This is a genomic window from Buttiauxella sp. AC038 (assembly GCF_979253565.1).
Genome location: NZ_CEEDCQ010000001.1, coordinates 2,718,381 through 2,743,463, shown reverse-complemented (window position 1 = coordinate 2,743,463; position 25,083 = coordinate 2,718,381). Strand labels below are relative to the sequence as shown.

At 50.8% G+C, this 25,083-nt stretch carries 25 protein-coding genes and 1 pseudogene; 15 read left to right on the top strand and 11 right to left on the bottom strand.

From position 1 onward, the window contains the following. Positions 1-44: 44 nt before the first annotated feature. Positions 45-1,997: a putative bifunctional diguanylate cyclase/phosphodiesterase gene (locus tag AC0IXI_RS12985; RefSeq protein ID WP_424221563.1), complete on the bottom strand. Its 1,953-nt coding sequence runs from the start codon at positions 1,995-1,997 to the stop codon at positions 45-47. A 256-nt stretch (positions 1,998-2,253) separates the two neighbouring features. Between AC0IXI_RS12985 and AC0IXI_RS12980 the strand changes: the two genes are divergently transcribed. Next, on the top strand, positions 2,254-4,218 hold the full coding sequence (locus AC0IXI_RS12980) for a peptidase U32 family protein (RefSeq protein WP_471682559.1): 1,965 nt from the start codon (positions 2,254-2,256) through the stop codon (positions 4,216-4,218). Between the two features lie 33 nt (positions 4,219-4,251). Here the strand turns inward: AC0IXI_RS12980 and AC0IXI_RS12975 are convergent, their stop codons facing one another. Further along, positions 4,252-5,115 carry a LysR family transcriptional regulator gene (locus tag AC0IXI_RS12975; RefSeq protein WP_471682558.1) on the bottom strand — a complete coding sequence of 288 codons (864 nt, stop codon included), beginning with the start codon at positions 5,113-5,115 and terminating at the stop codon, positions 4,252-4,254. 99 nt (positions 5,116-5,214) lie between these two features. On the opposite strand from AC0IXI_RS12975, the gene AC0IXI_RS12970 reads away from it, so the two are divergent. The 7 genes from AC0IXI_RS12970 (at position 5,215) to AC0IXI_RS12940 (ending at position 12,207) form a co-directional block, all read left to right on the top strand. After that, a complete protein-coding gene (locus AC0IXI_RS12970; RefSeq protein ID WP_064518685.1) occupies positions 5,215-5,643 on the top strand; it encodes a multidrug/biocide efflux PACE transporter in 429 nt (142 codons plus the stop codon). Positions 5,644-5,799: 156 nt separating this feature from the next. Next, positions 5,800-7,239: a circularly permuted type 2 ATP-grasp protein gene (locus AC0IXI_RS12965; protein ID WP_424221560.1), complete on the top strand. Its 1,440-nt coding sequence runs from the start codon at positions 5,800-5,802 to the stop codon at positions 7,237-7,239. Further along, entirely contained in the window at positions 7,233-8,162 is a 930-nt protein-coding gene (locus tag AC0IXI_RS12960; protein ID WP_064518687.1) for an alpha-E domain-containing protein, read from the top strand. The genes AC0IXI_RS12965 and AC0IXI_RS12960 overlap by 7 nt, the downstream gene beginning before the upstream one ends. Continuing rightward, positions 8,159-8,959, top strand: a complete 801-nt coding sequence (locus tag AC0IXI_RS12955; protein WP_471682557.1) for a transglutaminase family protein — start codon at positions 8,159-8,161, stop codon at positions 8,957-8,959. The genes AC0IXI_RS12960 and AC0IXI_RS12955 overlap by 4 nt, the downstream gene beginning before the upstream one ends. An 87-nt stretch (positions 8,960-9,046) precedes the next feature. Further along, positions 9,047-9,751, top strand: a complete 705-nt coding sequence (locus AC0IXI_RS12950) for a proteasome-type protease (protein WP_471682556.1) — start codon at positions 9,047-9,049, stop codon at positions 9,749-9,751. Between the two features lie 109 nt (positions 9,752-9,860). Next, the gene (locus AC0IXI_RS12945; protein ID WP_413498353.1) at positions 9,861-11,261 is read left to right on the top strand and encodes an aldehyde dehydrogenase family protein; all 1,401 of its coding nucleotides are present in this window, start codon (positions 9,861-9,863) and stop codon (positions 11,259-11,261) included. 1 nt (position 11,262) lies between these two features. Then, complete coding sequence (locus AC0IXI_RS12940; RefSeq protein WP_471682555.1) at positions 11,263-12,207, top strand: AraC family transcriptional regulator; 945 nt, start codon at positions 11,263-11,265, stop codon at positions 12,205-12,207. Here the strand turns inward: AC0IXI_RS12940 and tam are convergent. After that, positions 12,197-12,958, bottom strand: a complete 762-nt coding sequence (tam, locus tag AC0IXI_RS12935; RefSeq protein WP_134182828.1) for a trans-aconitate 2-methyltransferase — start codon at positions 12,956-12,958, stop codon at positions 12,197-12,199. The two genes, AC0IXI_RS12940 and tam, sit on opposite strands and share 11 nt — an antisense overlap. A gap of 118 nt (positions 12,959-13,076) precedes the next feature. Here tam and AC0IXI_RS12930 point away from each other — a divergent pair. Further along, positions 13,077-14,097 (top strand): annotated as a pseudogene (locus AC0IXI_RS12930) (DUF2157 domain-containing protein). Positions 14,098-14,147: 50 nt separating this feature from the next. On the opposite strand, the gene AC0IXI_RS12925 reads toward AC0IXI_RS12930, so the two are convergent. After that, a complete protein-coding gene (locus AC0IXI_RS12925; RefSeq protein WP_064518694.1) occupies positions 14,148-14,555 on the bottom strand; it encodes a GFA family protein in 408 nt (135 codons plus the stop codon). A 137-nt stretch (positions 14,556-14,692) separates the two neighbouring features. Between AC0IXI_RS12925 and AC0IXI_RS12920 the strand changes: the two genes are divergently transcribed. Next, complete coding sequence (locus tag AC0IXI_RS12920) at positions 14,693-14,986, top strand: hypothetical protein (RefSeq protein WP_064518695.1); 294 nt, start codon at positions 14,693-14,695, stop codon at positions 14,984-14,986. A 52-nt stretch (positions 14,987-15,038) separates the two neighbouring features. Here the strand turns inward: AC0IXI_RS12920 and AC0IXI_RS12915 are convergent, their stop codons facing one another. Beyond that, complete coding sequence (locus tag AC0IXI_RS12915; protein ID WP_134182825.1) at positions 15,039-15,401, bottom strand: RcnB family protein; 363 nt, start codon at positions 15,399-15,401, stop codon at positions 15,039-15,041. 53 nt (positions 15,402-15,454) lie between these two features. Next, positions 15,455-16,489 carry a transcriptional regulator FtrA gene (gene ftrA / locus AC0IXI_RS12910; RefSeq protein WP_208326122.1) on the bottom strand — a complete coding sequence of 345 codons (1,035 nt, stop codon included), beginning with the start codon at positions 16,487-16,489 and terminating at the stop codon, positions 15,455-15,457. A 65-nt stretch (positions 16,490-16,554) separates the two neighbouring features. Here ftrA and AC0IXI_RS12905 point away from each other — a divergent pair, with 65 nt between their 5' ends. Beyond that, positions 16,555-16,944, top strand: a complete 390-nt coding sequence (locus AC0IXI_RS12905) for a rhodanese-like domain-containing protein (protein WP_034495169.1) — start codon at positions 16,555-16,557, stop codon at positions 16,942-16,944. A gap of 78 nt (positions 16,945-17,022) precedes the next feature. Further along, positions 17,023-17,526 (top strand): DUF1993 domain-containing protein, encoded by a 504-nt coding sequence (locus AC0IXI_RS12900; protein ID WP_064518697.1) that lies wholly within the window; start codon positions 17,023-17,025, stop codon positions 17,524-17,526. A gap of 143 nt (positions 17,527-17,669) precedes the next feature. Here the strand turns inward: AC0IXI_RS12900 and AC0IXI_RS12895 are convergent, their stop codons facing one another. Next, positions 17,670-18,587 (bottom strand): bestrophin family protein, encoded by a 918-nt coding sequence (locus AC0IXI_RS12895; RefSeq protein WP_471683229.1) that lies wholly within the window; start codon positions 18,585-18,587, stop codon positions 17,670-17,672. A gap of 240 nt (positions 18,588-18,827) precedes the next feature. Here AC0IXI_RS12895 and AC0IXI_RS12890 point away from each other — a divergent pair, with 240 nt between their 5' ends. Beyond that, on the top strand, positions 18,828-19,940 hold the full coding sequence (locus tag AC0IXI_RS12890) for a cobalamin-independent methionine synthase II family protein (RefSeq protein ID WP_471682554.1): 1,113 nt from the start codon (positions 18,828-18,830) through the stop codon (positions 19,938-19,940). A gap of 296 nt (positions 19,941-20,236) precedes the next feature. Here the strand turns inward: AC0IXI_RS12890 and AC0IXI_RS12885 are convergent, their stop codons facing one another. The 4 genes from AC0IXI_RS12885 to AC0IXI_RS12870 are packed head-to-tail and all read right to left on the bottom strand — an operon-like array spanning position 20,237 to position 22,497. Continuing rightward, positions 20,237-20,653 carry an ester cyclase gene (locus AC0IXI_RS12885; RefSeq protein WP_208326120.1) on the bottom strand — a complete coding sequence of 139 codons (417 nt, stop codon included), beginning with the start codon at positions 20,651-20,653 and terminating at the stop codon, positions 20,237-20,239. Positions 20,654-20,668: 15 nt separating this feature from the next. Then, positions 20,669-21,100: an SDR family oxidoreductase gene (locus AC0IXI_RS12880; RefSeq protein ID WP_471682553.1), complete on the bottom strand. Its 432-nt coding sequence runs from the start codon at positions 21,098-21,100 to the stop codon at positions 20,669-20,671. Further along, positions 21,097-21,387 (bottom strand): SDR family NAD(P)-dependent oxidoreductase, encoded by a 291-nt coding sequence (locus tag AC0IXI_RS12875; RefSeq protein ID WP_471682552.1) that lies wholly within the window; start codon positions 21,385-21,387, stop codon positions 21,097-21,099. The genes AC0IXI_RS12880 and AC0IXI_RS12875 overlap by 4 nt, the downstream gene beginning before the upstream one ends. 3 nt (positions 21,388-21,390) lie before the next feature. After that, positions 21,391-22,497, bottom strand: coding sequence for an alkene reductase (locus AC0IXI_RS12870; RefSeq protein WP_471682551.1), 1,107 nt, complete (start codon positions 22,495-22,497; stop codon positions 21,391-21,393). Between the two features lie 102 nt (positions 22,498-22,599). Here AC0IXI_RS12870 and AC0IXI_RS12865 point away from each other — a divergent pair, with 102 nt between their 5' ends. Next, complete coding sequence (locus AC0IXI_RS12865) at positions 22,600-23,511, top strand: LysR family transcriptional regulator (protein WP_424221552.1); 912 nt, start codon at positions 22,600-22,602, stop codon at positions 23,509-23,511. 114 nt (positions 23,512-23,625) lie between these two features. Next, a complete protein-coding gene (locus AC0IXI_RS12860) occupies positions 23,626-24,801 on the top strand; it encodes an MFS transporter (protein WP_424221551.1) in 1,176 nt (391 codons plus the stop codon). Positions 24,802-25,083: the final 282 nt, after the last annotated feature.

Sequence of the window (25,083 nt, the reverse complement as noted above, 5' to 3'; positions counted from 1 at the left end):
AAAAATAGGGGGATTGCTCTCCGGGGGGAGAGCAATTAAAACTCTTACGCGTATTCGATTGAGGATTCTTGTTCTACGGCCACGTTGATATAAGCCAACGCATTTGGGCGTTCCAGTGGTCGTGAGAAATAGTAACCTTGCATATAAGGGATGCCACATTGCTCAAGTAACTGGCGCTGTTTTTCCGTCTCCACGCCTTCGGCGATAACACTGAAGTTGAGGCTTCTGGACATATTCATCATCGCCTGAACAATAGATAGGCCTTTGTGTTCAATATGCTGAATAAACGAGCGGTCAATTTTAATGTAATCAATATTCATATTCTGGATGACGGACAAACTTGAATAGCCCGTCCCAAAATCATCTACTGAGAATTTCACGCCACATTGTTGTAACTGACAGACCTTCTCATTAATCATCATCTGTTCAGACTGGAAGAGCGATTCAGTGACTTCCAGATGCAGTAAATGCCCTGGTATTGCATAGCGTTCAATAACCCGGTTGACGTTATTGACGAAACCTTTGTCGTAAAACTGAATCAGTGAGATATTCACGCACATGCAGATTTGAGCATTTGTTTTATGCATTTGCGCCAGTGTTTTACAGGCCTCTTCCAGTACCCAACTTCCCACCTGAACAATGCGGCCGCTTTGTTCCATTAATGGGATAAATTCAACTGGCGAGATTTCCTGCTCCTGATAACGCCAGCGCATTAAGGCTTCAAAACTCACTATTTGGCCGGTTGCGTCAACAATCGGTTGATACACGAGACGGAACTCATCACGCTCAAGTGCACCTTTTAGTGCTTCGTTGAGAGTCATCTTGCGGCGCAGGTTGTGTTCTAGTTCGAGATTATAGAAAGCAAAACGTTCAGGATATTTGCCTTTTTGCGAATACATGGCGATATCCGCAAGCTGAATCAGTCGCGTGATGGAAGAGTCATGCTCAGGACAAACTGAAATACCGATTGTTGCATTCAGGGCAATAGTTTGGTCATCAAGACGGATCGGTAGGGAGAGGCTGGCGATGATATTCTCAGCAAGCTCACTGGTAATGTCATGAGAACTTTCCTTAACCAACAGAATAAATTCATCACCGCCCCAACGGCACATAAAGTTACCATCACCGATAAAGCTTTTAAGTCGGGTACTTAATGCAATGAGTACTTTGTCGCCGACATTGTGGCCTAGCGTGTCATTAATATTTTTAAAACCATCGAGATCGATAAAGAAAATGGAGAAGCCCGCAATATGGTTCTGCTCAAATTCGCGCTCAATGCCTTCTACCGCCGACAAAAATGCAGTGCGGTTATACAGACCCGTGAGGGAGTCTATATTGGATATAACATACACTTCCTGCGTTCTTTCTCGGATGGTCTCTTCCATGCTGGAAACAAGTTTTTTGTTTCGGTAACGCAACAAGATAGCTTCTTTAATATAATTGGCTGAACGTGCAGAAGCGATAATCATGATTAAAGTAAAACATACGCCCAGCCCGCCGAGGTTAATTTTATATTGTTCTGGCTGCAGCAGCAGCAATATGGACATCGGCATTAAAATAATAATGTTATAGAGCGCGGATAGCAGAAAGCTTGCTGAGAGGATACTTGTGGCTCCCCCAGCCATCGCGGCAAGTATCACATTCGTAGAGCTAAGTTCTTCAATGGTAAATTGCGGGTAGAAAGTGACCGCATAGGCGCTCCACAACATAGCTGTTATTAAGCAGCCTATTGAAAAGCGCACCACCCAGTCCTTCCGGCCTTTACATTCGGCGTCACTTTTTATCCACATATGGGTATCAATGACGCGAATAGCCAGCACCAGGGCCATGATCAGCCACCAGGTGATTTTGGCGTGGAAATTATTATTGTCGATAAAAGTGAAGGCAAGAGTGGTAGACGCAATAAAAGTAATCAGAATGCCTGGTAATGAGTTGTTGTATAACAACTTAACGCCTTCTGACTTATAAAGCCTTGAATGTTCTGTGTTTATGGTCATTTCTAATCATCTTAATTGAGTCATTTAACTAGCGCCCACTTTAATAGGTCTAATATGATCACTCTTTGTAATTATTCCTTCTGGAAGTATAAGTTAAAACATTTTGTAATACACCGTCTTTAGCAGCCGCCAGCATTATTACCAGCCTATGTTGTCGCGCCGTTTCATACGACTTGAAGTATGACGGGTATATGCTTACGCGGCCAATCTGACTACAATACCCGCCTTTCGCCCATAACATAGAAACAGACCCACTATGCGCCTGCACGCCAATCATCTTGAATTACTCAGCCCTGCCCGTGACACATCCATCGCCCGCGAAGCCATTTTGCATGGCGCGGATGCGGTCTACATCGGCGGGCCTGGCTTTGGCGCTCGCCATAATGCCGGGAACAGCCTGCAAGATCTTGCTGAACTGGTGCCGTTTGCTCACCGTTATGGGGCGAAGATTTTTGTTACGCTCAACACCATCCTGCATGACAACGAACTGGAACCTGCACGTCGTATGATCCACGACCTTTATCAGGTGGGTGTTGATGCGCTGATTGTGCAAGACATGGGCGTGCTGGAAATGGATCTGCCCCCGATTGAAATCCACGCCAGTACCCAGTGCGATATTCGCAGCGTAGAAAAAGCAAAATTCCTGTCTGATGCGGGATTCTCGCAAATCGTTCTGGCCCGTGAGTTGAACCTCAATCAAATTCGTGCAATTCATGAAAATGTTGATGCCACGATTGAGTTCTTTATTCACGGTGCGCTATGTGTGGCCTATTCAGGGCAATGTAATATCTCCCACGCTCAGACCGGGCGCAGCGCAAACCGTGGTGATTGCTCCCAGGCTTGCCGTTTGCCGTACACCCTGAAAGACGATCAGGGCCGCGTAGTGGCCTATGAAAAACATCTGTTGTCGATGAAAGATAACGATCAAAGCGCCAACCTTGCTGCATTGGTAGACGCTGGCGTGCGTTCCTTCAAAATTGAAGGGCGCTACAAAGATATGAGCTATGTGAAAAACATCACCGCTTATTATCGCCAGTTGCTGGATGAATTAATGGAGCAGCGCACCGATTTGGTTCGTGCCTCCGCCGGCAAGACTTCGCATTTCTTTATTCCGTCACCGGATAAAACCTTCCACCGCGGCAGCACAGACTACTTCGTCAATGAGCGCAAAATCGATATCGGTGCTTTTGATTCACCAAAATATATCGGCTTACCGGTAGGTGAGGTCCTGAAGGTGGGTAAAGACTTCCTGGATGTTAGCGTGACCGACACACTGACCAATGGTGATGGTCTGAACGTGTTGATCAAGCGCGATATCGTTGGCTTCCGCGCTAATACGGTGGAGAAAACCGGTAAAAATCAGTATCGCGTCTGGCCAAATGAGATGCCGGAAACACTGAAAAATGTCCGCCCGAACCATCCACTCAACCGTAACCTTGACCATAACTGGCAGCAGGCGTTGACGAAGACCTCCAGCGAACGCCGTATTGCGGTGGATTTGGTGCTAGGTGGTTGGGAAGAACAGCTGATTTTAACCCTCACCAGTGAAGATGGAGTCAGTGTAACTAAAACGCTGGAAGGGCAGTTCGAAGTGGCGAACAACCCGGAAAAAGCGTACTCGAACCTGCGCGATGGCCTGACAAAACTGGGTCAAACCATGTACCAGGCGCGAAAAGTAGAGTTGAATCTTCCCGCTCCATTGTTCGTTCCAAACAGCCAGTTGAATCAACTGCGCCGTGAAGCTATCGACGAGCTGACCGATGCGCGCCTGCAACAGTATCAGCGCGGCACCCGTAAACCTGTTAGCGTTCCGCCACCGGTCTATCCAGATGAGCATCTGACGTTTCTCGCCAATGTTTACAACCATAAAGCGCGTGAGTTTTATCAGCGTTATGGCGTGAAACTGATTGATGCCGCTTATGAAGCCCACGAAGAAAAGGGTGAAGTGCCGGTAATGATCACTAAACACTGTCTGCGTTTTGCGTTTAACTTATGCCCGAAACAGGCGAAAGGTTCAGTAAAAAGCTGGAAAGCCACGCCAATGCAGTTGGTGCATCAGGATGAAGTGCTGACGCTGAAATTTGACTGTAGACCGTGTGAGATGCACGTTATCGGTAAGATGAAGAATCACATCCTCAAGATGCCATTACCAGGCAGCGATGTTGTGGCGTCCATCAGCCCGGATGAGTTGTTGAAGACAATGCCGAAGCGCAATAAGTAAGCCATAGAGAGAGGGCATCCAATGCCCTCTCTTTTAATTCTGTGCCCGCAACTGATCAATCATCCATCTTCCCGCAGTGCCTGGCGGCGTTTTATTTGACCACAAAACATCCACGTCAATGCGCTGGGGCCACCCAGCAATGGGTAATTCCTGCAAGATCCCATGACCAAATTGCTCTACCAGCCAGCGCGGCAAAATTCCCCAGCCAAACCCTTGTTCTGCCATTTCCAATAGCATCAATAACGATGGTGATGACCACATTGGGCCACCGCTTTTATTGCGAGTCGGATCGGTAAAGGTGCTCAAACAGAGCTGGCGTTCAGTCTGTAGCATGTCCATTTCAACTGCAGGCAGACGGGCCAACTCATGCTGGCGGTGAATAAAAATCGCCATCTCCGCACCGACCTGTAAACGAGCGACCGTTACATCCACCGGGTAACGTGGCTGTACCCGCAACACACCCACATGCGCACGGCCAATTTGTATCAGGTCGATGACATCTTCATCCTCAGCAATCAGACACTCGAATTCGATATCGGGAAAGCGCTGTGAAAAACGCTGGAGAATCGATTCGTGGTGTGAAGTTTGCCAGACATCAGAGAGCACAAAACTCAGACGCGGCTCAACGTTGCCTGCAAGGCGTACCGAGACTTCATTGAGCCTTTCGCTTGCCGCAAGTATTGACTGGATATAGGGCAAAACGTGTTTTCCCTGGTCAGTCAATACGGGTTGACGGCTCTGACGATCAAATAAGGTCACGCCCAGGTCGGCCTCGAGATTTGCAATCGCACTGCTTATCGTCGACTGGCTTTTCTTTAGCTTACGCGCCGCCGCAGAAAACGACCCCGTTTCAACCGCATGTAAAAACGCTTCGAGGGATTCAGGGGAGTAATTCATTATGTATCGCTTTTCTCGATGGCTACTAACTTAATTCTATCAGTAATAGCGATAATAATACGCAGAGCCATATTGCTTTTATTTCGTCTGGAGTTAGTTATGCAGTCTCAAAAGAGAACATTTGCCGAACGCATCCTGCATGCGGTGGGTTTTGAAGTCATCGCGATTGCGATTTGTGCGCCATTGGCCGCGTGGATTATGGATAAGCCACTGTTTCAGATGGGTGCGCTGGCAGTAATGCTTTCGACCGTCGCCATGGTGTGGAACATCATATATAACGCCGGGTTCGATAAAATCTTCCCGATGGGGCAAAAACGCCGCTTGCCACTGCGCGTCGCTCACGCGCTGGGCTTTGAAGGGGGCTTTATCCTGATTGGCCTGCCGCTGGCGGCCTGGATGCTGGATATTTCTCTACTGCAGGCGTTTATGGTCGAGATCGGTTTCTTCCTGTTCTTCCTGCCGTATACCGTAATTTATAACTGGGTGTACGACACTCTGCGTGCTCGCTGGACACAGTGCCAGGCGTAACGATAAACCACAGAACGCACCGCCATGGTGCGTTCTTTTTCTGAGCGACTGTTTTTGCCTCAAAAACAGACAAATCCCCCCTGAAATGCACCAAAAATGGCCTGGCATATTTCCTGCTTAAACATGTTATCTCCACACGACATGAAGTGAGGAATTATGATCAATATGGACCCCGGTGTTGCGTCATTTTTTGATGAAATGTTTGCTCTCGATGGCCATCATCGTGGCCATTATGGGAATTACTGGAATTGGTTGCAGCAGGCAGACAGCTCAGCGGTGATGCGCAAGAAACAAGAAGCCGCGTTACTTTTTCACCGTGTGGGGATTACTTTTAATGTCTATGGCGATGAAGATGGTGCCGAGCGTTTAATTCCTTTTGATAGCGTGCCGCGCATCATTCCCGCCACGGAATGGGCGATGCTCGATACCGGTATCCGCCAACGCGTGCAGGCGCTAAATCTCTTTTTGCACGACATCTATCACGATCAAAATATCCTCAAAGCAGGTGTAATCCCGGCGGAGCAAGTGTTGGCGAATGACCAATACCAGCCCTGTATGCAGGGAATAAATCTGCACCGCGATATCTACGCGCACATCATTGGCGTGGATATGGTACGCGGTGGCGATGGGCAATATTACGTGCTCGAAGACAACTTACGCACCCCGTCGGGTGTCTCGTACATGCTGGAAAACCGCAAAATGATGATGCGGTTATATCCGGAATTATTTGCCCAGCAGCGCATTCGTCCGGTCGAGCGCTACCCCTCACATTTGCTGCAAACTCTGCGTGAAAGCTCGCCAGTTAACGACCCAACGGTAGTGGTTCTTACGCCAGGCCGCTTTAACAGCGCCTATTTTGAACACAGCTTCCTTGCGCAGCAGATGGGCGTTGAACTGGTTGAAAGCGCTGATTTATTCGTCAAAGAAGGCGCGGTGTTTATGCGCACCACGCTTGGGCCATGCAAAGTCGATGTGATTTATCGTCGTGTAGATGACGCCTTCCTCGATCCATTGGCCTTCCGCCCGGACTCTATGCTCGGCGTACCCGGCCTGCTCTCGGTGTACCGCACAGGTGGTGTGGTGCTGGCGAACGCCATCGGAACCGGCGTTGCTGATGACAAATCCATTTATCCCTACGTGCCCGCGATGATTCGCTTCTATCTCTCCGAAGAGCCTATTCTCAATAATGTGCCAACATGGCAATGCCGCCATCCTGACCAACTGGGCTATGTGCTTTCACGCCTTGATCAAATGGTGGTTAAAGAGGTCCATGGCGCAGGCGGCTATGGCATGTTGATTGGCCCAGCGGCCAGCAAAGCTGAAATTGAAGCCTTCCGCTCGGTATTAAAAGCGCGCCCGCAAAACTACATCGCTCAGGACACCCTGGCGCTTTCAACCTGCCCGACGTTTGTTGACGAGGGTCTGGCACCACGGCATATCGACTTACGACCTTTTGCTCTCTACGGCGCAGAAACGCGCCTTATCGCTGGTGGGCTAACACGTGTAGCGCTGAAAAAAGGCTCGCTGGTAGTTAACTCATCACAAGGCGGTGGCACCAAAGACACTTGGGTTCTGGAGGATGACACATCATGTTAAGCCGCACAGCCAGCGAACTCTATTGGATGGCGCGTTATCTGGAACGCGCTGAGAATATCGCACGGGTATTAGACGTGACTAACCGCCTGTCGATGATGCCATTTCGTGAAACCGGGCATCAGGATTTGCAGGTGCCGCTGAATTTAACCGGCAGCGGGGCGGCTTACTGGGAGTATTACCAGCAACTCACCATGCCCGGTATTTTCGACTACTTTGCACTTGATACCCGTAACCCGAGCAGCATCTATAGTTGCCTGCAATCGGCCTGGGAAAACGCTCATGCGGTGCGTGGCAGCCTCTCTTCTGAGGTGTGGGAAAGCATCAATACCGCATGGATAGAAATGAAGCGGCTGCGTAAAGAAGGAGTCAACAGCAGTAATGCCGATGACTTTTTCGACTGGGTGAAAGAACGTTCGCATCTGTTTCGCGGCGCGATGTTTGGCACGTTGCTGCGCAATGATGCGATGTCATTTATTCGTCTGGGTACTTTGCTGGAGCGGGCTGACAGTACTGCACGTTTGCTCGGCGTCAAAAATCAATTGTTGGATAACGACCCTGACGCGGTGCGCGAACACTACCGCATGGACACCCTGCTGCGTGCCGTGAGTGCACGAGAGGCATACCACAGTATCTATAAGCAGCAACTGGTGCGCGAAATGGTGGCTGACCTGCTGATTTTGCGTAGTGAAAGCCCGCGTTCATTACGTTCCTGCATTGAGGAAGTGGTGAATCAACTGGAACTGATTGGCGGGCATAGCGCTAATGCTCCACGTCGCCTGGCGCATGTTCTGCATGCTGAACTGCGTTTTAGCACGCTGGAGGATGTTTTCGACACGGGGCTGCAACACTGGCTGACAGGTTTTTTAAGCCAGGTGAATGCGATTTCCGAAAGTATCCAATATACCTATCTGGAGGCACAATGAGACTGACGATTGAGCACAGCACACTCTACAGCTACGAGCAGCAAGTGAAGCACAGTACTCAATATTTGCGCCTCACGCCGCAGGAGTCTGAACATCAGCGCATCATTTCATGGCAATTGGCGCTGCCGGAAGAAGCAGTGCAAACCACAGATGCCTTCGGCAATATTCTTCATGTACTCACGCTTGACCGCCCGCATCAGTCAATCAGCATTAAAGCCACTGGTGTTGTGGAAATTGCAGAAGATGAAGTGATGGATGATGGAACGCGCGAGGCTCTTTCACCACTGGTATGGCTGCGTCATACGCCATTAACGCAACCAGATAGTGCCATTCTGGCATTTGCCAGGGGTTACTGGCAGGACGGTTCGCCACTCGATAGCCTGACGGTAATGATGGGGGAAGTGCTGGAGCGGATGCCGTACACGCCGGGCGGCACGAATGTGAAAGATACCGCAGCCCAAGTCTTCGACGCAGGGGTTGGCGTTTGTCAGGATCACGCACATGTATTTGTGGCCTGCTGTCGTAGCCTCGGACTTCCGGCGCGTTATGTTAGCGGCTATCTCTATACCCCAGACAGCGCTCATGTTGCGACCCACGCATGGGTTGAAACGCTCATCGAAGGGCGCTGGCACAGTTTTGATATCACCAACAATACGCGCAATACCTGCCACCATTTGAAGCTGGCTGTCGGTTTTGATTATCTGGATGCCTGCCCGGTGCGTGGTGTGCGTCTTGGCGGTGGCGACGAAGGGATGGAAACGGTGGCGGCGGTGCAGCGTATGCAAAGTGCACAGTGATTTTAAAATGTTCGTCTTCATCCTCATCCTCTTCCTGAGGACCAAAATGAGGGCATTAAACAGACTCAACAAAATCGAGAGTTCTCTATGACCTACTGCGTCGCCATGCGCTTATCCAGCGGCATGATTTTTGTCAGTGATTCGCGCACTAATGCGGGTGTTGACCATATCTCCACGTTTAAAAAACTGCATGTCTTCCAGCGTGGCGATGACCGAACGTTAATCATGCAAAGTGCAGGAAACCTGGCGACCACCCAAAGCGTCATCAATTTATTGCAGCATCGTGCACAAGACGCCACCACGCAAAATCTCTATACCGTCAGTTCGCTATATGATGCGGCCGTGCTGGTGGGGCAAACCTTAAAAGAGGTGATTGCGCGTGATGGAGCAGATTTCACCGCCACGTTTATTCTAGGTGGGCAGATTCGCGGTGAAGGTATGCGCCTGTTTCATATTTACGCCGAAGGGAATTTCATCGAAGCCACCAGCGACACGCCGTATTTCCAGATTGGCGAAAGCAAATATGGCAAACCGATCATCGATCGTATCGTCAGTTACGACACCGGGCTTGAGCAGGCGGTGCAGTGTGCGTTGATTTCGATGGACTCCACGTTGAACTCGAATTTATCCGTGGGCTTGCCGCTGGATGTGATGATTTATCACGGCGATTGCTTTGACGACTCACAGCAGTACGCCATTACCGCACAGCATGAATACTTCAGCGAAATCCGCAATATGTGGGGGAGTTGCCTGCACTCGGTGTTTGACCAGTTGCCGCCACTACGGCTCTAACGATAAAGGGGATGTTTGCAGGATTGTTCAATCATCTAACAGCATTGCGCTACTGGAAATGCACCGTCTCAGGCGACACTGAACCGGTCAAACATACCTGGAGCGCATCATGAAAACTATTAATCACATCTATATCAATGGCCAGTTTGTTACCCCACATGGCAATGAGCTGTTCGAGCTTGTTAACCCAACTACCGAAGAAACCGTCGCGCAAGTGCAACTGGCAGATGTTGAAGACACTCGGCAGGCAATTGCTGCTGCAAAAGCGGCGTTCCCAATAATGCGCAGTGCTTCCCGCGAACAGCGTATGGCCTGGCTGCAACAACTGCATGACGCCGTAAAATCCCGCGAAGTTGAACTGATTGATACCATGGTGGAAGAATACGGCTGTATGCCTGCGTTTGCTCAGGGTACTGTGAATCATGCCATCGACAGCTTTATGCAAATGCGCGATGTGCTGGCAAAATTCCCCTTTGAAACCCGTGTTGGCAACGCTCGTGTGATCATGGAGCCTTTGGGGGTGGTGGGGCTGATTACACCGTGGAATGGTAACTATGGTTTTATTGCCTCTAAGCTTGCGACGGTAATTGCTTCTGGCTCAACGGCGGTGATTAAACCTAGCGAACTGAGTGCCCGCCAGACGGCATTAATTACTGAGTGTCTACATGCCGCAGGCCTGCCGAACGGGGTGATAAATATTGTCACTGGTCGTGGTGACGTGGTCGGTGCTGAAATTACACGTCATCCTGATATCGCAAAAATCTCATTTACGGGTTCTACCGCCGTGGGAAAAACCATTGCCCGTGGTGCGGTGGATACGCTTAAGCGCGTGACGCTCGAACTGGGCGGGAAGTCTGCCAATGTACTGCTTGATGATGTCGATCTTCAACAAGCCATTCCACTGGCGTTGCAGGTGATGTCCTGGAACAGCGGCCAGGCATGTATTGCCGGTACACGTTTGTTAGTCCATGAAAACCGCCTCGAGGAAGTTAAGGCACAGTTACGCCAGGACATATCTCAGTTGGAACCTGGTAAGAACGTTGGTACCGCGGTGACGGCACAGCAATATGAACGCGTGCAGGCATACATCCGCAAAGGGGTTGAAGAAGGTGCTGAATTACTCTGCGGGGGTGAAGGCCGTCCGGCAGGTTTTGAACGCGGTTACTTTGTGAAGCCAACTGTTTTTGTGAATGTTCGTAACGATATGACTATCGCCCAACAAGAAATTTTTGGCCCGGTGCTGTCGGTGATTACCTATAAAGATGACGCAGAAGCTATCGCAATTGCCAACGATACCGTTTACGGATTACAGGCATATGTAAGTGGCAAAGATGCGCAACGTACACAGACGGTTGCAAGCCAACTTATCGCCGGACGAGTATTTGTTAACGGTGTTTATAATGAGCCACAAGTGCCATTTGGCGGTTTTAAACAGTCAGGGATTGGACGTGAATTTGGTACTTTCGGGTTGGAAGGGTATCTTGAGCCAAAAGCCATAATGGGGCAGTGATATGCCGGAACGAGAAAACATTCTGCGGCCTGAGGGCCGCATTTTAGCTGAGCTTTGTAAAAGCGTGGCGCGGCATTACCAATGTGCGGAAACGTCTGAGATGGAACTGCAAACCGCAGTGCCCTGGCTTCGATTTATCCGCGTATCTGAACCAACGCTGTTTAACCGAGGCATGCTGGAACCGTCGATGTGCATGCTGCTTCAAGGGCGTAAAAAAATGCTCATAGGTGACAATGTCACGGAGTATGGCCCGGGGAACTACTCAATGGCGGCGGTAGACATGCCGGTCTCCGGTCAGGTGACTCAGGCCACTGTGTCCGAGCCTTATTATGGCGTGCGCATTGACCTCAATAGTCGAGAAATTGCCGATTTAATCGTCTCATTGCAAATTACGCTGCCTGAAAAACAAGGTGAGAGTGTCAATCCTGGGGCCTGGATATCCAGTGCTGATGAAGCCTTGCAGGATGCCTTTTTACGTCTGGTGAAAGTGCTGGATACCCCTGATGATTTACCGGTGATGTCCAAACTGATTAAGCAGGAAATTCTTTATCGCCTGGTGACATCGCCATCAGGTGCGACGTTCTGGAAACAGACGCTCTCCTGGAATCAGGGCAAAGGCGTGGGGGAAGCTCTGGCATGGATTAAGCGCCATTTTGCTGAACCGCTAAAAATTGATGAACTGGCAAAGCGTGTCGGCATGAGTACTTCAAGCCTGCATCACCGCTTTAAAGCCCTGACCGTGATGAGCCCGTTGCAATATCAAAAGCAGATCCGTCTGCTCGAAGCCAGGCGATTATTACTCAGTGGCGGCCAGGATGTGGCAAATGTCGCCTGGCAAGTAGGCTATGAATCGCCATCGCAATTTAACCGTGAATATCGTCGATCGTTTGGCGCAGCACCTTTGCAGGATGTCGAAACGCTACGCCAGATGGGCGTTACGCTATAGTTTTTCTTGCCACAATAAACAGGCGTGGGAACAGCATCAACACGTTGCCATCGTGTCGCGGCGGATACGCCTGCTGCAAAAGCGTGTGGTAACGCTCCAGAAATGCCTGTTGCTGAATGCTGTCTAGGTTTGCGAGATAAGGCCGTAAACCGGTAGAGCTCAGCCATTCAATAATCGCCTGTGCTGACGGCATGACGTGGAAATAGGTTGTACGCCAGATATCCACCGCACAGCCCGATTGCGCCAGCAAATCGTAATACTGTTGTGCAGGTAGCAACGCTTCTCGCCCGGAGTCAGGGTTCCCCAGTTCAGCAGCGACCTGGCGCATTAATGTATGCGTTGGCTCCTGCCAATTATCCGGCATTTGCACCGCTAACACTCCATTTTCGGCAAGCTGTGTCGCCAGGTGGGGAAACAGTTCTGGATGGTTGATTACCCACTGCAATGACGCATTAGCATAGATAACATCTTGCTTTACCGCCGGCGTCCAGGATGTCACATCAGCCTGTTCAAACTGGCAGTTGGGCAGGGCGGCGCGAGCTTTTTCCAACATCGCCGGAGAGCTATCGATGCCTGTCACAGTTGCATCCGGGAAGGCCTGGTGCAATAAAGCGGTACTGTTGCCTGGGCCGCAGCCTAAATCGGCAATATGTTTTGCTTCGGGTTGTTGAATGCGCGCGGCGAGTTCTGCTGCCGGGCGCGTACGTTCAGCTGCAAACTGCAAGTAAAGCGCGGGGTTCCAGTCCTGCATAGCTTTCTCCTGTGACTTAATTGCATTAAGCGTAGTGATGAATTAAGAAATTGTGCATGGTTTAGAATCTGATTAATTACTGTAACGTAGTGACTAAACTCAGGTAAGGAAAACCGCTATGAAAGTGACACGCAAACAGGAAAAGATCGTCAAGCGCACACTAGAGGGCTGGCGTCAGGAAGGGGTGATTGATGCCTCAGAACAGCAGCGTTTGCAACAAAACCTCTCGGTTCAGCTTTTTGACTGGCAACGAATGAGCCGCTATGCATTCTGGATAGCGCTGGCCTGCTTTATTATCGCGATGGGCAGCCTGGTTGCTGATGAATATTTGATGGCGTTGCTGTTTAATTTTGGTTACCTCACGCGCGCGGTCATTTTGCTGCTTATCGCCATTGCCTTTTTATTGCTGGGGATTCTACCGCCAGAGAAAGACGCCGGATAAACGCTACAGCAATGAGGCCATTCTGTTCCTGGGCGTATTATTCACCGCACTATTTTTATGGCAGCTCGGCATGGCGTTTGATAACGGCAGCGGAAATGTAGCACCGCTATTTTTGCTCGGCTGCGCGATTTACGGCGTCATTGGCTACCTGAGCCGTTCGGGTCTTATCTGGCTATTTTTCCTGCTGACATTAGGCAGCTATTTCGGGACATCGACAGGCTATTCTTCCGGCTGGGGCGCTTATTGGCTCGGTATGAACTACCCAATTCGCTTTGTATTATTCGGCGGGGTATTACTCGCGGCATGTTACCTGCTTAAAAAACCTTTGCTGCAACGTAACGTGTTTGCAGTCAGCAAAGCGATGGGGCTGCTGTATCTGTTTATCGCTTTGTGGATTTTGTCGATCTTTGGCAATTACGATTTTGATATCTGGCAAAGTGTGCGCCAGATTGAACTGCTGCACTGGTCATTGCTGTTCGCCCTGGCGGCAGGCGCATGTATCTGGATTAGCCTGAAAACTGACGATGGAATGCTGCGCGGATTTGGCCTAACGTTCCTCGGTATTAACCTCTACACCCGCTATTTCGAAATGTTCTGGGACGACACCAATAAAGTGATTTTCTTCTTACTGCTCGCCATCTCGCTGGCCCTTGTCGGGCGCTATGCCGAGAAGATTTGGCGGCTAGGGGAGAAGTGACAGTCGCCGGGCGGGTAAGCACAACATTACCCGCCCGCGAATAGCAAAAATCATTCAGGGGTAAAAGTCAGATACCCGGCCACGCCACCGCCACCATCTTTCGGGTGATGGGCGCCCTCCATTACCGTGACTTTCGGGAAGTCGAAAGGAGAAACGCCTTCAATGCAGGCGACATTCACGCCATATTGCTCAGGGTTTGAGCGGCGCTGGTGGAAAGTATAAATCCCGCACACGGAACAGAAGAAATGCACCGCTGCTCCGGTGTTAAAACGATATTCGGTGAGTTTATCCTGCCCTTTAGTAATCTTAATCCCCGACAACGGAGCAGAGACAGCAACTGCGCCGCGCATTCGGCAAAATGAACAGTTACAGCGGCGGATAGTGTTAAAACCATCGCTAAGTTCGACGGTAAAAGCGACAGCACCACAATGACATTGAGCAGAAACTTTTTGTTGCATAGCCACCTCAGTCCAGATTTTTAATTCTCCTGAGTTTAGTGGTTAACTGAGGCTTGTCATTACGCTCAGGCTGTCTTTTCGTCTCATCTTTTGCGAGGATAGCGCGGAATTTACAGCTATCAACAAAAGGTAACGATATGGCTAAGCATCCAACGGGTAAATATTTGCGCGCCCCAATTACGTCCAACGATAAAAATCTGCTGATTTACGTGGTGCGTGGCTCGAAAATTGACGATATGCCACCCGATGAAGATGAGGATTACCCGGGCGATATGCAGATGTTGATGCCGCAGTTATCTAAAGATTTCGATGCGGAATTAAACGAAGCACTCGACGAGTGCGAGTCAGGCGATGTGATTGTCTTTATGTGTACGACGGATATGATTTTTGAGCACGCTTACTCGAAGATTAAAGCCATGCTGCGCGCTTAATTAACGCCTGTTTGAAAACCAAACCCCGGTGCGATGACCGGGGTTTGTGCTATTAATGACCGTAAAAAATCTCGCCTTTCATGGCGCGTAAAATCTTCCCTTCCGCGTCGGTAATTAACACATAATTCCCGCCCATGTATGTCCAGTGGCTGCCCGCTTCTGGTGCTGGGAGGTGCCTGATTTGCCAGGCATCAATCTGGTAAGGCTTCGTGCGGTATAAATCAGGCACGATGTCGCCAATTTTAAATGGCTTGTAATCGGCATGAAATTCTTGAATTTCAAACGAGGAAGCTGGCTGCGGAGCGGCTGGCGCCGGTGCGACAGCAGGCGCATCAGCTGCTTGAGCCGTCATCGCCAATGGTAGAGATCCGGCCATCAGGGCCACAGAAAAAACAAACACATTCAATTTACGCATATCTTCTCCAGATACATTCATCTGCTAACTTTCAAATAATGCCGTTATCTCTATCACGTTGTTTCACGAGTGATAATCAATTTTTCGTTACTTGAAGTAAATGACTTGCGGTAGGCGGCGGGTGTGGTGGCGAACTTAGCGCGGAAATGGTGGCGCAGAGTCGCCGCACTGCCAAACCCGACACGCTCGGCTATTTCATCAATGGAGAGAGTGCTGCTCTCCAGTAAATCCCGACAGCGCGCCAGGCGCATATTCAGCAGCCAGCGTGTGGGCGTGGTGCCGGTTGTTGCGGAAAAACGGCGTAAAAATGTTCTCGGGCTCATGCCGGTAAACACCGCCAGCGACTCTACCGAGTGTTCATCCGCCAGATGAATTTGCAAATAATCGAACAGCGGGCTTAGACGCTTGCTCTCATAGGCAACCGGAATAGGTTGTTCGATAAACTGAGCCTGCCCGCCAACGCGATGAGGGGGGACGACCAGTCGGCGCGCCACGCTGTTTGCGGCAGCCTGGCCGTAATCCCGCCGCACCAGATGCAAACTCAAATCGATACCAGCGGCACTTCCGGCAGAGGTCAGTACCGATCCGTTATCGATATACAACACATCTGGCATCACCTGAATGGCAGGGTAGCACTGCTGAAGTTTTTCGGTATAACGCCAGTGGGTTGAGGCTTGTAACCCATCGAGCAGGCCGCTGGCTGCCAGCACGAATACGCCGGAGCATATCGACATAATCCGCGCACCGCGTGAATGTGCCGTGCGTAACGCTTCGCACAACTGTGGTGGAACCGGCTCATCGGCACCTCGCCATCCGGGCACAATAATCGTTCCGGCATCTTCCAACAAAGAAAGACCACCATCGACCGCCAGCCGGATACCTCCAGTCGCTCTAAGCTCGCCTGGTTCGATTCCTGCGACCGCAAACTGATACCAGTTATCGCCCATTTCCGGACGCGGCAGGCCAAACACTTCAACAACGACACCAAATTCAAAGGTACACAGGCCGTCATATGCCAGCGCAACAACTAGAGGGTTTTGCAAAGGGATATCCCGAACGATTGTCATGATCTTCACGTTATCTGTCATTTCTGCCATACGTCAAGCCACACGCTGCGCTCTATAGTGAGATCTCACCATCATGAGGAGTATTTATGAGTTACGTTACTGATTATCCAGCCGCCGCCCCAGAAATCGCCGCTGCTCATTTTCTCCAGCGTTTGTGTCTCGAAACAGACTGCGATGATGTGCATAGCGCAATGAAAGACGAAGATATGGATTTTGTTCTGCTGCATGTTGTCGGCTCACCGGAAGCATTCGCCCGTCGCCATATTCCTGGTGCTTTGCATTTGCGCCATCGCGATATGTCGGCTGAACGCATGGCCGAATGGCCTGCAGATACCTTATTCGTGGTTTATTGCGCCGGCCCGCATTGCAACGGTGCTGATCGCGCAGCTTTAAAACTGGCGCGTCTGGGCCGCCCGGTGAAAATTATGATTGGTGGAATCACCGGTTGGGCTGATGAAGGATTTAGCTTTGCGTGAGTCGTGAATTTGCTATCCGCAGGGCGTTAAGTGGGTGTAATCTTTGCCTCAAATTTGTCATATCTAAAGGAAGTCACAATGTCGATTTACAGTGAAACCAATGCACAGTTCATCCTGGGTTTAAGCAACCTGTCTGCAATCCTTGAGAAAGCGGCTAACTGGGCGAAAGAGAACGGCAAAACGGAAGAGAGCCTGCTGACTGCATCACTGGCGGAAGATATGTATCCGTTGGTGCGCCAGGTGCAAATTACCACCGATATGGCTAAACGTGCCGTTGCTCGCCTGGCGGGTGTTGATGCTCCGGTAATGGAAGATAACGAAACCACTATTGAACAGCTTCAGACCCGTATCAAAGCAACGGTTGAGTTCATGAAAGGTATTAGCGATGAGCAACTTGCTGGTGACGACGAGCGCCCAATTGTCGTGATGGCCCGTGAACACGAATTGCGTTTCACCGCTCGCAACTACGTGTACAAATTCGCTACGCCGAACTTCTATTTCCACTTCACTACCGCTTACGACATCTTGCGTCAGGCAGGGGTGGCGTTAGGCAAGCGTGATTTTGTCGGCCCAATCTTCTAATACTCGTCATACTTCGAGCTACTGATGCGTTGACTGTACCCGTGCGCCCCAGTCACATAGTTATCTATGTTCCTGGGGACTTACGGCCTGGTCGCCTTTCCGTAACTCGAATTATTTAGAGTATACAAGAATAAATAGTGCGCCTAGCTCAACCGATAATAGCGATTCGGGCGCAACTTCTCAGGCAGTTCCTCACTCTCATCCATATCCTGTAAATCCCGCTCAATAGTGTTGCAAATTGCATCCAGCGGCAGGTCGTTGTCTTCTGTGCCAAACGGCTCTTCCAGCTCTTCAGCCAGCGTATCAAGCGAAATAAAGGTATATGAAACAAATACCGACAAGAACGGTGTCATATAGTGTAGGTCGGTGACCAAAGCGAACGGCAGCATGATGCAAAACAGATAGACCGTGCGATGCAAAATCAACGTATAAGCGAACGGCAACGGAGTGCTGGCAATACGCTCGCAACCTCCGGCAACCGCTGAAAGATCGTTCAGATGATGGTTCAGGCTGCTCCACACTACATCGGAAATCAGGCCCTGTTTGCGCTTATCGGCGAGCCAGTCACCCATCAGCAATAGTATGCGGTTACAGGGCGCGTGGCTTTTCATCACCCACTGTAATTCATCGGCAGTTAAGAATTTTTTCAGCGTCTCCTCTACCGGGCGCTTACGCAATGTGAGCCTGAGCGCGTGGCAAAAGGCAATCTGCAAATTCACAAACGACGTATTCTGACTCTGGTTTTCCCCCAGCAGACTTTTAGTCTCGCGCAAAAACGAACGCTGAGTAATCGCCAGTTGCCCCCACAGCGTGCGAGCCTCGTTAAAGCGTGCGTAACAGACGCTGTTTCTGAACCCGAGAAAAATCGCTATCGCCACACCAAGAATACTAAAGGGTGCGATGGTGAGTTTTAAACCAAGCGTCTCATACCATGGCAGGAAGAAGATAACGCTTATCGAGAGCGCAACATTCAATAACAGGCGGGAGTAGATTTTTTGTAGAACCGAACCGTGCCAGACGAATAAGCGGATAAACCAGTGTTGCTGCGGGCGAACAATCATAATTGGGAGGCTCAAAAACAGGACGTCATATTTAACGGCAAACTGTGATGTAGATCAACTTGCAATTCACATTGCCTTAACAACATGAATTATTTTCAATAACCATGAAAGATCTTCGTTTGTCCTCATGTTCAGCATCTGCCATTCTCAATCACACAAACAGCCGTCCAGACGGCTAAATATTCAAATAATGAATTATCACCTGACTAAATTAATTAGCCGGGTTAGCGGAGAAAACACATGCCACAGTCAACACAATATCGCGCTCCATTCCGTGCCGACATCGTCGGTAGTTTCTTACGTCCAGCCACTATCAAAAATGCTCGCCTTGCATTTGCTGCAGGTGAAATCGATGCCAATCAATTGCGAAAAGTTGAAGATGATGCGATTCGTGCTTCGGTCGAGCAGCAGTGTGCATGCGGTCTGCATGTGGTGACTGATGGCGAGTTCCGTCGGGCGTGGTGGCATTTTGATTTCTTCGACGGCCTGCAAGGTGTGGAACGTTATGAATCTGATCAGGGCATTCAGTTTAATGGGGTACAGACCAAGGCGCATAGCGTGCGTGTGGTGGGCAAGCTCGGATTTGGTTCGCACCCAATGCTGGAAGATTTCCGCTATCTGAAAAGCATCAGCGGCAACGCGGTGCCAAAAATGACCATTCCAAGCCCAAGCGTGTTGCATTTCCGTGGTGGCCGCAATGCTATCGACAGTAGTGTTTACCCTGATTTAAAAGAGTATTTTGACGCCCTGGCGACTACATGGCGCGATGCGATTCAGGCATTTTACGCTGCAGGTTGCCGCTATCTGCAACTTGATGACACCGTTTGGGCTTATCTGTGTTCCGATGCACAACGTAAAGAGATCCGCGAGCGTGGAGATGACCCAGACCAACTGGCGCAAATCTATGCTCAGGTACTGAATAAAGCGCTGGAAGGAAAGCCGGATGATTTGGTTATCGGCCTGCATGTTTGTCGCGGTAACTTCCGTTCCACGTGGATTTCAGAGGGTGGCTACGAGCCAGTTGCCCAAGTGTTATTCGGCAGCGTCAATGTGGATGCTTTCTTCCTTGAATACGATAACGACCGTTCCGGTGATTTTGCACCGCTGCGCTTTGTGCGTCCGGGTCATCAACAGGTCGTTCTGGGGTTAATCACCACGAAGAATGGCGAGCTGGAAAACCCGGAGTTGATTCAACAGCGTATTAACGAAGCGGCGCAATATGTCGATATCAGCCAAATCTGCCTCAGCCCACAGTGCGGCTTTGCCTCAACAGAAGAGGGTAACAGCCTGACGCCAGAACAGCAGTGGGACAAAGTCCGCCTGGTGACGGAACTTGCCGATAAGGTTTGGTAAAAGGGTGATTGTGTCGGATGTCACTGACGCGAGATTCGACACAATCACATCTTATAGTCAGCTATGAGCGAAAACCGGAAGTGCGGAATGCATCCTTATATCGAGGGATCTTGAGTTATGGGAGCAGATCACAGGTCCTGCAGCACTTGGGCCAGATTAATCGTTGTGTTATTCAGGACGGATGCTTGTGCATCTGTGTATTCAATAAGAAAAATGTACATATCTGCAGTAGCAAAAAAAGAGCTGCTTTACCATTTCACATAAAACAGCCCTGTATTTCTCTTATAGCTTACTGATTAAAAATCAACGAGTTCTAACTGACGCGCCATATTTAATTCATTACGCTCCACTATTTCCTCAACAATTTTGCCGGACGTATTGAACCTGAAATAGGTCAGGCTGGTCCAGGTGACATCCCTGCCTCTGACGTCAAAACCGTTCCAAGTATTAGAGCCTGTCGCAACATGAGTCAGGGCGACAACAACCTGGTCGTCAGCAACAACCTCTTTTTGAAATGTCGTCACAATGGCTTCATAGCGGTCGGTCACATTCTCGCGCAGCCCTTTTTTAAAAACTTCAAGACCGACTAATGGCCCGGGGCAGTCAGGACGGTGAATCACCACGTTTTCATCAAAAAATTCATTCACGCGTTCGACATCTTTTCCGTCGACACAATATTTAAAATAAGCTTTAACCACATCCAGGTGAGTCATCTTCATTCCTCCGGGTTAATTAATCAGGGCCCCACCCTCAATATCCACTACCGAGCCGGTGACAAAGGGGTTATCCATGACAAACAGATACCCTTTTGCCAGGTCTTCTGCACGACCATACCTTCTGGCCGGTAGATTTTCTGCCGCCCGCGCCAGCATCTGTTCACGTGCTTCCGGTGCCATGCCTGCGTAGGCTTCAGTATCTGTCAGCCCCGGACTGATGGCGTTAACGCGCAGGGGAGATAACTCTTTTGCCAGCATTTTCACTGCAGCTTCCAGAGCCGCATTCATCATGGTTTTCACCAGGGTACCAGGAACGGTACGGCGGGCAAGAAAACCACTGGTCAGGGTCAGTGTTCCACCGGGTTTAATTTTCCCGCTCAGATGACGGGCAACCGCCAGACTGCCCCAGAATTTGGTATCAAACGCCTGTTTTGCGGCCTTCAAATCCAGGGGGTGAATGCGCCACCCGGCGCCTGGGAGCCCGCCGTCACCACAATGTTGTCCACCGGTTCAAGCGTCCGGGCCAGGCGCTCAAGTTGCGCTTCATCGGCGATATCCAGTACCAGGCTTTCCGCTGTCGCACCGGTTGCCTGAAGTTGCTGACAGGCATGTTGAAGTTTATCGTGATGACGACCGGCAAGAATAATATGCTCTCCACGGGTTGCCAGAAGCTGTGCCACGGCGAAACCAATCCCCGTAGCGCCACCAATAATGAGTGTGCGTTGTGTCATGATTCAGACCTCCGTCGTCAGGAACGGATAATCGGTATAACCGACTTCAGTACCGCCAAACAGCGTTGCCGGATTGCCCATCTCTGCCAGCGGCAGGTTTTGTTTCAGACGGCGCGGGAAGTCGGGGTTGGCGATAAACGGGCGACCGAAGGCCACCAGGTCCACCACACCTGCCGCCAGCAGTTTGTCGGCTTTTTCACGGGTGTAATTCCCCGCCACAATAATGGCGCCGCTGAAGGTTGCCCGCAGGGTTTCACGGAACTCATAAGGCACCTGCGGTGCATCATCCCAGTCAGCTTCAGCCAGATGAATAAAGGCGATACCCTTTGTTTCACACCAGGCCGCCAGCGCCAGAATCGCTTCAATGGCCTGTGGGTCGTCCATGCCACGCTGGGTGATAAAGGGCGCCAGGCGAATACCGGTGCGCTCTGCACCAATGGCATCGCTGATGGCTTCCAGCACTTCCTGAGCGAAACGCACGCGGTTTGCCAGGCTGCCGCCATATTCATCGGTCCGTTTATTCGAGGAGCGACGCAGGAACTGGTCAATCAGGTACCCGTTGCCACCGTGGACTTCCACACCGTCAAATCCGGCTTCCATAGCATTGATGGCCGCCTGGCGGTAATCCGCAATCACCTGCTGAATATCGCCATGGGTCAGCTCACGCGGGACCGGGCAGTCAACCATTTCACCCACACCCTCGCTGTTGACTACCCACACCTGTGCCTCCGGCGACAACGCTGAAGGAGCAACAGGCTTGCCATCCGGGTGAAAACTTTCATGAGACATACGCCCCACATGCCACAACTGAGAGAAGATTTTGCCGTTCACTTTATGAACCGCATCGGTCACCAGACGCCAGCCTGCGATTTGTTCAGCGGAATGAATACCCGGCGTCCAGGAGTAACCCTGACCCTGCGGAGAAATCTGCGTCGCTTCGGTGATGATGAGACCTGCACTGGCGCGTTGCTGGTAATACTCCGCCATCAGTGCAGTGGGGATATTGCCCGGCTGCGCGGTACGTGCACGGGTCATCGGCGCCATCACAATACGGTTTTTTAGCTCAAGATGGCCAATCTGTGTGGTTTCAAAAAGCGGTTGTTGTTGCATGTTCTGTTCTCCAGGGCGGTCAGTTATGGCTTGACTTTACGTCCTGCGCGTCGCTTTGATAATGGCGGGAATAACTGATTCTATTTTCAGGAAAACGGAATAATGGGCAAGTTTGAAGATATGACGTTACTGGTGGAAGTCGTGGAGGCGGGTGGACTGGCCGCAGCCGGACGGCGGATGAATCTTTCTCCTGCCACCATGACGGCCCGGTTAAAGGCACTGGAGGAACGCTATCAGACCCGGCTGTTTAATCGTTCCACCCGGGCAATTGCACTGACACGTGCCGGTGAGGATTTTTACCACGCCGCACTTCGCGTGATGGAGGAAATGGCGCAGGCCGAGTCGAAACTGACACAGAAGGACGGGATGCTCAGCGGCAGCCTGCGTATTTCAGCGCCATCAGATTTTGGCCGGCAGTATCTTTCGGCCGCACTGCTCGATTTTTCCCGTCTGCATCCTGAAGTCAGAAGCTTTGTCTATCTGAGTGAAAGTGTGGTGGATTTGATTGCCAACCGTCTGGACATGAGCGTGCGCTTCGGCAACCTCCCGGACAGCAATCTGGTGACGAAATTTATCCGCCCCAATCGCCGTGTACTGGTTGCGTCAAAAAGCTACCTTGAAACACATGGGGCACCTGTGCATCCGGATGACCTGCACGGGCATCGTTGCCTGGTGATGGAGCAGCGCGGCACGCCGATGAACGAGTGGCGTTTTGAAGAGCATGATGTGCCCTCCATGGTGCGGGTCACGCCGGCCATGGTGTGTGATGATGGTGCCCTGCTACGCCAGTGGGTGCTGGCCGGTGCGGGTATCGCCAGCAAATCATGGTGGGATGTGAAGCGCGATGTCGAACAGGGGCGGCTCATCGTCTTATTTGCCGACACCTTTATCGGTTTCAGTCGCCATGACAAAAAACAGGTTGGCCTCCAGTTTGTCTACCCGCAACGCCGTTTTCAGCCTTTGCAAGTGACGGCTTTCAGCGAGTTTTTCATCAACTGGCTGGATAATGAATGATCCGGTAACAGGTTTATTCATAAAAACAAAATAATCCATTCCATATTACTGCCATTATCAAAAGTGATTCTTTAGCCCAGAATGACTCTCATCATTCATCTGTCAGAGTCACTTATGAAACCGCAACGTATCCCTTTAGAGGTCTGGATACTGACCTTATCCGCTTTTGCTATCGGCACCGCCGAGTTTGTTGTCGCCGGGTTACTCACCACCATGGCGCACTCCCTTAATATCACCGACGGTCAGGCGGGAAACGTTATCACCGCTTACGCGATGGCAATTGTTATCGGTGGGCCGGTGCTGACGCTGTGGCTCGCCCGTTTTGAAAAACGTAATGTCCTGGCCGGATTGATGGTGATGTTTATTGCCGCCAACCTCGTCAGCGCCTTATCCACCAGTTATTCGGTGCTGCTGGTCAGCAGGGTGCTGGCGGGCCTGGTACAGGGGCCGTTTTACGGTATCGGTGCGGTGGTCGCAACGCGACTGGTGGCAGAGAATCTTGCGGGTCGCGCAGTAGGGCAAATGTTTGCCGGGCTGACGCTGGCCAACGTGTTGGGTGTGCCGTTCGGGGCCTGGATTGGCAATATCTTCGGCTGGAACGTGACGTTTTATGTTGTCTCCGCCCTGGGTGCGGTGGCGCTGGTTGCTATTATGCTGACCATTCAGCGCCAGCCTCCTGAGCCGGGTAAAAGTGTCCGTCAGCAGCTGGCGGTATTCCGTCATGGCCCGTTATTGGCAAGCCTTGCGATCACCGTTCTGTGCTGGACGGGCTTTATGACGCTGTATGGTTACATTGCACCACTGGCAGAGCAGGTGGCAGGTTACAGCGTACAGGCGTTAACCGTACTGCTGTTTGTGGTCGGACTGGGCCTCGTGGTGGGTAACCATATCGGGGGTATGACGGCTGACCGCAACCTGCGCCAGGCGCAGCTTTTATGGCCGGTCCTGATGGTCGTATCACTGATTGTTGTTGGCCTGGTCAGCAGCCATTACTGGTTGTTTATGGTGGCGACGTTCCTGTTCGGCATTGCCTCATTCGGTAATGTCCCGCCATTACAGATGAACGTACTGAAACATGGCAGTACTGCACCGGAACTGGCGGGTACCGCTAATATCTCAGCCTTCAACCTGGCGAATGCACTGGGCGGGATTATCGGTGGTATGACCGTAGACAGTGCCCTCGGCGCGGCAGGTATTCCGTGGGTGGCAATACTGATCCCTGTGGCCGGCATTGCGTTTGTGCTGTTTAACCGTCGTACCACTAGCCTGAAAGTCCAGGCCGCGAGGTAAGATCACGGCAACACCAATGCGTTCAGCCAGGTTAAGGGCTTCATGACGGAATTCAGGCGAGTGCTGTTTTGGGGATCTTTTTGATGGTTGATGCTGATTTTGTCATGTGAGCTACCTCTGGTTGAAAGTTTACTCACCTGGCAGCGTGTCCACTATTGTTGGGTAAGAGCAATTTACCGCTCTGGACTTCAAACCCCTTTACTGAGCAAGAGATTACGACGCAACCGAAAGGATCCCGGGAAGATCCTTTCGGTTGTTCACACATATTCCCACCATCGAACC